The sequence below is a fragment of the Desulfofustis glycolicus DSM 9705 genome (assembly GCF_900130015.1).
Classification (GTDB): Bacteria; Desulfobacterota; Desulfobulbia; order Desulfobulbales; family Desulfocapsaceae; genus Desulfofustis; species Desulfofustis glycolicus.
In genome coordinates this window covers 1-5,793 of the sequence record NZ_FQXS01000062.1, presented here as the reverse complement: position 1 = coordinate 5,793, position 5,793 = coordinate 1, and the positions used below count along the sequence as shown (strand labels likewise).

The following is a 5,793-nucleotide window of genomic DNA, read 5'->3' as shown; positions in this document are numbered from 1 at the left end:
GATCGAGATCGCAAACTCGAGGCAGCAAGAGCCGCCAGGAAGTTAAAGAGATGTCACCAAGCCATGAGGGAGAACGCCGCACCGCTGGTAGCAGATTGGGGCCGGGCCGACAAGGTCAAGCCCCCTGCGGGGGCGCTGCGCGACCCTGTCGGCCCGGCCCCAATCTGCTAAGCCTGAAAGTGGCGATGGCGAAGGAGCGGCTGTGCCGCCCTCGCCTCCGGCGGGGCTCCGACTCAGGAGCTTGGATATGATTTCCCCGGAAATGGCTCCGGGATGCAACCCACTAACTTTGAATCGAGAATTCTCCAATTTCAACTGAAGCAAAACAAACAGACATAACTGCAATCACAAATTGATTGCCACGTAAGCTTCTCGAATAACCAATATGCATGCAGAATTGATAGTGCCGCCCCCCCTGCGCTTTGCTATAGTAGCTCTGCATTAAAAAAACGAATTGACAAAAACCGCCCCGATCGGAACTTCAGATCAGCCACAAACATGAAACGTTCTCAGTATCTCACGTACCGCTTACAATATCTGTTGCTGCGCGCCACCGTTGCCACGGTGAACGTCCTGCCGTTGCCGGTCATCAATGGGCTGACTTCATCGTTGGCCTGGCTGGTCTGGGTCTGTTATCCGTTTCGCCTGCCCGTCGTCTACAACAATATCGGCACGGTTTTCCCGACAATGTCCCACACCGACAAACTGGCCCTGGCGAAAAGCGCCTATCGCCAGTTTATTGCCGCCGCCGGCCTGATTCTGGTCATTCACCGGAAAAAAATGGCGGCGCTGATCGATGACGCCCACATTTCCGGATTGCACCACCTCGATGAAGCCCTGAGCATGAACAAAGGGGTTATTCTGACAACTTATCACGGCTGCTGGTTCGAGGCCTATTTCGCCTGGTTCAGCCGGGGCGACCGGCCGACCAGCCTCATTTATCAGCAGCAGAGCAATCCGTTCTGCGATGCTTTTTTCGTCAAGCAACGCCAGCGCTACGGGTCTAATCTCAAACATATCAACAGCCTGCAGAAACTGAAGGTCTATGAAGATGCACTGCGCCATGGGCGCATACTGATCATCAGCCTCGACCAGAACTATACCGACAACGGCACGCCGGTCCTGCTCTTCGACACCCCGTTCGTCTGTGCCCGGGGAGCCGCGTTGCTGCACCTGAAAACGAGATCTCCGGTGCTTTCCAGTGTCTATTACGTCAAAGGCGGCCGGCTGCACATCGAGTTCGAACCGGTCACATTGCCGTCCTACCGGACGATCGACGACCAGGCCATTGCCGATATCAGCAATCGGGCGATCAAAAACTACGAAAAAACCATCCGCGCCTATCCGGACCAGTGGTTCAGTCTCTTTCATCGCCTCTGGAAAAAAACCGGTTATCCAACCAAAATCAAACGACCTTTGTCCGCTATCCTGGCGACGAAACGATAAATATCTCTTTGCTTTAGCCGATCACTGGTGTACAACCGTGAGGGAATTACTCTCGCATCTACCACCCGCGCAGAGCACCGTGCCGGGGGGATGCTCATCGGTCACCAGGCCGTCAACCATCGTTTAGTCCTTGTTGTATGTCCAATAAAGAAATCCTCCTGCGCCTTTTTCGTTTTCTCAGCCCCTACCGCGGTAAACTCATCGTCTCGATGATCGCCATGGTGTTCGTGGCCCTGTTGACCGGCGCACAGACCTACATGGTCAAAGATCTGCTCGACAAGATCTTTATCGAGAAAAACGCCTTCTATCTCTATACGCTGACCATCGCCGTCGTCGTTGTTTTCGGTGTCAAAGGTCTCTTTTACTACACCTATAATGTCCTGCTCGAACGGGTTGGGCTGTCGGTCATCATGGACTTTCGCAACCGGGTGTTTCGCCACATCCACCTGCAGCCGCTGTCCTTTTTTCATGACTATCCGACCGGCACTCTCATTTCCCGGGTTATTGCCGATGTAACCCTGATGCAGCAGGCGGTTTCCAGTTCACTGGTCGGCATTCTCCGCGATTTTCTGTCGATCATCGTGCTCCTCGGCGTCGTCTTCTATCTCAATTGGCACCTGGCGATTTTTTGTTTCGCCATCCTGCCGTTCGCCGCCTACCCGATCATTACCTTTGGTCGAATCTTCCGCCGCCTGAGTACCACGGCCCAGGAAGAAACGGCCAACGTGTCCAACGTGCTCTATGAAACCATCACCGGCAACCGTATCGTCAAAGCATTCAACATGGAGGACCAGGAGAACAAGCGTTTCGGTGAACAGCTCGATACCCTCTTTCGGGTCACGGTGCAGGATGCCAAGTTCCGCTGTCTCCAGCATCCGCTCATGGAATTCATCGGCGGGATCGCGCTGTCCCTGTTCATCTGGTTTGGTGGCAGACTCGTTATCAACGGTTCAATGACCCCCGGTGAGTTCTTCGCGCTGATGACCTCTCTGATCGTCGCCTACGATCCGGTCAAGCGGATCGGTAAGGTCAATTCGGCAATCCAGCAAGGGCTTGCCGCAGCCACCCGTATTTTCGCTATCCTCGATATCAAGCCGGAAATTGCCGACCGATCCGACGCCATCGCCCTTCTCCCCTTTCAGCAGGCAATTGAATTCCGCAACGTTCATTTCACCTATGGCGACGATACGCCGGCACTCAGTGAAATCAATCTCACCGTACCGGCCGGCCAGACCGTGGCCATTGTCGGGCACAGCGGCGGTGGCAAAACGACCCTGACCAATCTTATCCCGCGCTTCCTCGACGTATCATCCGGCAGTATCGTCATCGACGGTCATGACATCCGTGACGTGACCATGCACTCGCTCCGCGCACAGATCGCCATCGTTACCCAGCAGACCATTCTGTTCAACGAAACGGTCCGCAACAATATCGCCTACGGCAATCCCGACGCATCCGACGAAGAAGTTCACAATGCCGCCGAAGCCGCCCACGCCCTGAGCTTTATCAACGAACTGCCCAGCGGTTTTGCCACCATTATCGGTGAAGGCGGGACGCGTCTGTCGGGCGGTCAGCGACAGCGGATCTCGATTGCCAGAGCGCTGCTGAAGAACGCTCCGATTCTGATTCTCGACGAAGCCACCTCGGCCCTGGACACCGAGTCTGAACGCGAAGTGCAGGGGGCTCTGGAGAACCTGATGAAAGACCGGACCACCTTCGTCATCGCCCACCGGCTATCGACCATCAGAAACGCCCATCGGATCATCGTCATCAAAAACGGCAGGATCGTCGAGGATGGTACCCACGACTCGCTGCTTGCCCAACACGGCGAATATGAAGCGCTCTACACGATGCAGTTCAATTGATCCGCCGCATTATGCGTTAAAACAGTTGTCAGCGGACAGCTTCTCCAGATAAAAGAATGTTTTCCAGGACCAGCCCGTCAACAACACGCCCGAAGCTGCCGACCAGATGAGCTTATCTCCATCGCCGCAACCTGAACAGAAACTGAAACGGATCGAGCAGGCCGGCCTGGTTTTCGTCTGGCTCGCCTGTTTTTTCACACCGCTGTCAACCTCTTTGCTCGGTGTCTTTTCTCTGCTTGCCTCCCTCTGCTGGCTGGCGGCAGGCAGGTTTCGCACCCTGGCCCGCGACTGCCGGGCCCATTCCGCCCTGTTCTTTGCCTTGCTGCTCTTTGCCTTCATGTGTCTGGCGGTCACCTATTCACCGGCCGATCTGCCCGAGGCGCTCGATGCATTGAAAAAATACCGGGAATTGCTCCTGCTGCCAATCATCGTGTCGCTTCTTTCCATCTCCCGTCAGGCGAGAAACCGGGCTCAGAATAGTTTCCTCGCCGGCTGCGTTACCCTGATGCTCATTTCCTATGCGATGGCACTGGACCTGATCCCCCAACTTCGCTACGGACATTCCTTGGTCTTCCACATCACCCACAGCTTTTTTATGGCCGTTCTTGGTTTCTGGACGCTCAACCGTGCCTTTACCGAACACGGTTTGCAACGCCTTCTCTGGCTGCTCGTCTGTGCCGCGGCAACGGTCAACCTGTTCTACATCGCGCCCGGCCGGACCGGTATGCTCGTCTTTCTGTTCCTGATGATGCTCTTCTGCTGGCAGCGCCTCAGTCTGGTCAAAGCGGTCACCGGCCTGCTCCTGATCTGCGCTGCTATAACCACCTTTTACTTCACCTCGGACAATTTTTCCGGGCGCGTCACCGAGGTAATCAATGAGATCAACACCTATGAACCGGGACAGTCCAGGACATCAATTGGACAACGTTTCGACTGGTGGATGGTGGCCGGACAGCTGATCGCGGAAAAACCGATATTCGGTCATGGCACCGGCTCTTTTCAAGCTGCTCAGCAGCAGACGAGTGACCACACAAAGATCAAACCGACCGACAATCCGCATAACGAATTCCTCTTCCTGACAGTGCAGTTCGGGCTGCTCGGTCTGGCCCTGTTCATGACGATCTGCTGCTGTCAGCTGCGAGAAGCAGCCCGACTACCCCGCGACGAAGGTTTTTTGCTGCAGGGTGTCGTCGCCGCTCTGCTGGTCGGCAGTCTAATGAATTCACTACTGTTTGATTCGCAGCAGGGCCATTTTTACCTGTTCATGTCAGCCGCCCTGATGGCGGGACGGCCACAGAAGAGCCAGCCCCAACCGCCGCCATGAAACCAAATCACAACGAACGATGCAGCACTTGACCACGACCGATAGGATTAATCGTCTCAATCAGGTGACAAGCGAAAGCCTTACGGAGAGAAAAATAGATCAACCCTGTTCAGCCAGGACACTCTAATCTCCAGCAAACCTGACAACACAAGGCTTTTGAAAAAGAACAGGAATTATATTCACCCAGTCAGACTGAAAACAATTTAGTCCTGCCAGTGCCAATCTTGAATCTGTGACTGCACGAGACTGCCGTGATATCGTGCATGTGATATCGTGCATGTTGCCGAGTAGTCATTCTTGTAGTATAATCTTACCAACAGTGTACTTAACAGTTTAATTGCTTGTTATATGAAATACACTGATAAATCATGATCTACAAAGTCATAATATTTGCTATCATTTCATGCTTAGCAGGAATATCAAGGCCAATATATGGTGGTCTTGCTGGTTTAATTTCAGCTGCTGTAATGAGCATGTTTTTTAGTACATTTGATTTGCCAACAGTCTTGGTTCTCACAGCTTTCGGTTTTGGTTTTGGACTATTATGCGGACGAGTGTCTTGGTGGATATTTCATGGTTCTGATGACAGTCAACAAAATACTAAACCCTATGTAATGCCAATTACTAAGGGGGGTGGCAGTAGCGGACGAGGTGAGATTATTTTTACTGATGAAGAAGTAAAAAACGCGGAAGATAACAAAAGACCAATAAAATAATTTTTATTGCCAGTCCTTTAAGAACATTCCCTACGGTCGTTCAGACTCACTGAAGCTTGTCGGTTAACTTAACCTTAAAATTGTCAACTCAAATATTTGTAATTTCGTGAATTCCTGAATCAGTACCTTCTTCCTGTCTATACGTAACAAAATTCAGACCCCATAAATGATATACTGAGGTCATTAACGTTCTGTTTTTTCTGAAAAAGAAAAAGGAGGCGATGATGACCGAAGAACTCAGTCTGGTAAAAACGTCCGTTTTTGATCAAAAAACCGGATTCACCTATCATTCTGGCAGCAAAACCGCCCATTACCACAATAGCAGCGCCGAACTTAAGCGCTATACAACCCACCGATGGTGCTCACGTCTGGCGGCCAGCAAACTTCCTGGCGCTGATCTGGCCGTTGAATATTTGTACGCCAAGTACATCAGGAATCTCTC

At 52.5% G+C, this 5,793-nt stretch carries 5 protein-coding genes; all 5 read left to right on the top strand.

The annotated features are described in order from the left end of the window. Positions 1-498: 498 nt before the first annotated feature. Positions 499-1,446 (top strand): lysophospholipid acyltransferase family protein, encoded by a 948-nt coding sequence (locus tag BUC26_RS22110; RefSeq protein ID WP_073379547.1) that lies wholly within the window; start codon positions 499-501, stop codon positions 1,444-1,446. A gap of 137 nt (positions 1,447-1,583) precedes the next feature. Further along, positions 1,584-3,311 carry a lipid A export permease/ATP-binding protein MsbA gene (gene msbA, locus BUC26_RS22105; RefSeq protein ID WP_073379545.1) on the top strand — a complete coding sequence of 576 codons (1,728 nt, stop codon included), beginning with the start codon at positions 1,584-1,586 and terminating at the stop codon, positions 3,309-3,311. Between the two features lie 106 nt (positions 3,312-3,417). Further along, positions 3,418-4,635, top strand: coding sequence for an O-antigen ligase family protein (locus tag BUC26_RS22100; protein ID WP_073379543.1), 1,218 nt, complete (start codon positions 3,418-3,420; stop codon positions 4,633-4,635). Between the two features lie 368 nt (positions 4,636-5,003). After that, positions 5,004-5,351: a hypothetical protein gene (locus tag BUC26_RS23270; protein WP_143166132.1), complete on the top strand. Its 348-nt coding sequence runs from the start codon at positions 5,004-5,006 to the stop codon at positions 5,349-5,351. 221 nt (positions 5,352-5,572) lie between these two features. Next, the coding region (locus tag BUC26_RS22095) for a hypothetical protein (RefSeq protein ID WP_143166122.1) at positions 5,573-5,793 on the top strand (221 nt) is incomplete at its 3' end.

What these genes read in the sequence shown, in the direction of transcription:
- BUC26_RS23270 (WP_143166132.1), top strand. Translation starts at nt 5,004, where the DNA reads ATGATCTACAAAGTCATAATATTTGCTATCATTTCATGCTTAGCAGGA.
- msbA (WP_073379545.1), top strand. Translation starts at nt 1,584, where the DNA reads ATGTCCAATAAAGAAATCCTCCTGCGCCTTTTTCGTTTTCTCAGCCCC.
- BUC26_RS22110 (WP_073379547.1), top strand. Translation starts at nt 499, where the DNA reads ATGAAACGTTCTCAGTATCTCACGTACCGCTTACAATATCTGTTGCTG.
- BUC26_RS22100 (WP_073379543.1), top strand. Translation starts at nt 3,418, where the DNA reads ATGAGCTTATCTCCATCGCCGCAACCTGAACAGAAACTGAAACGGATC.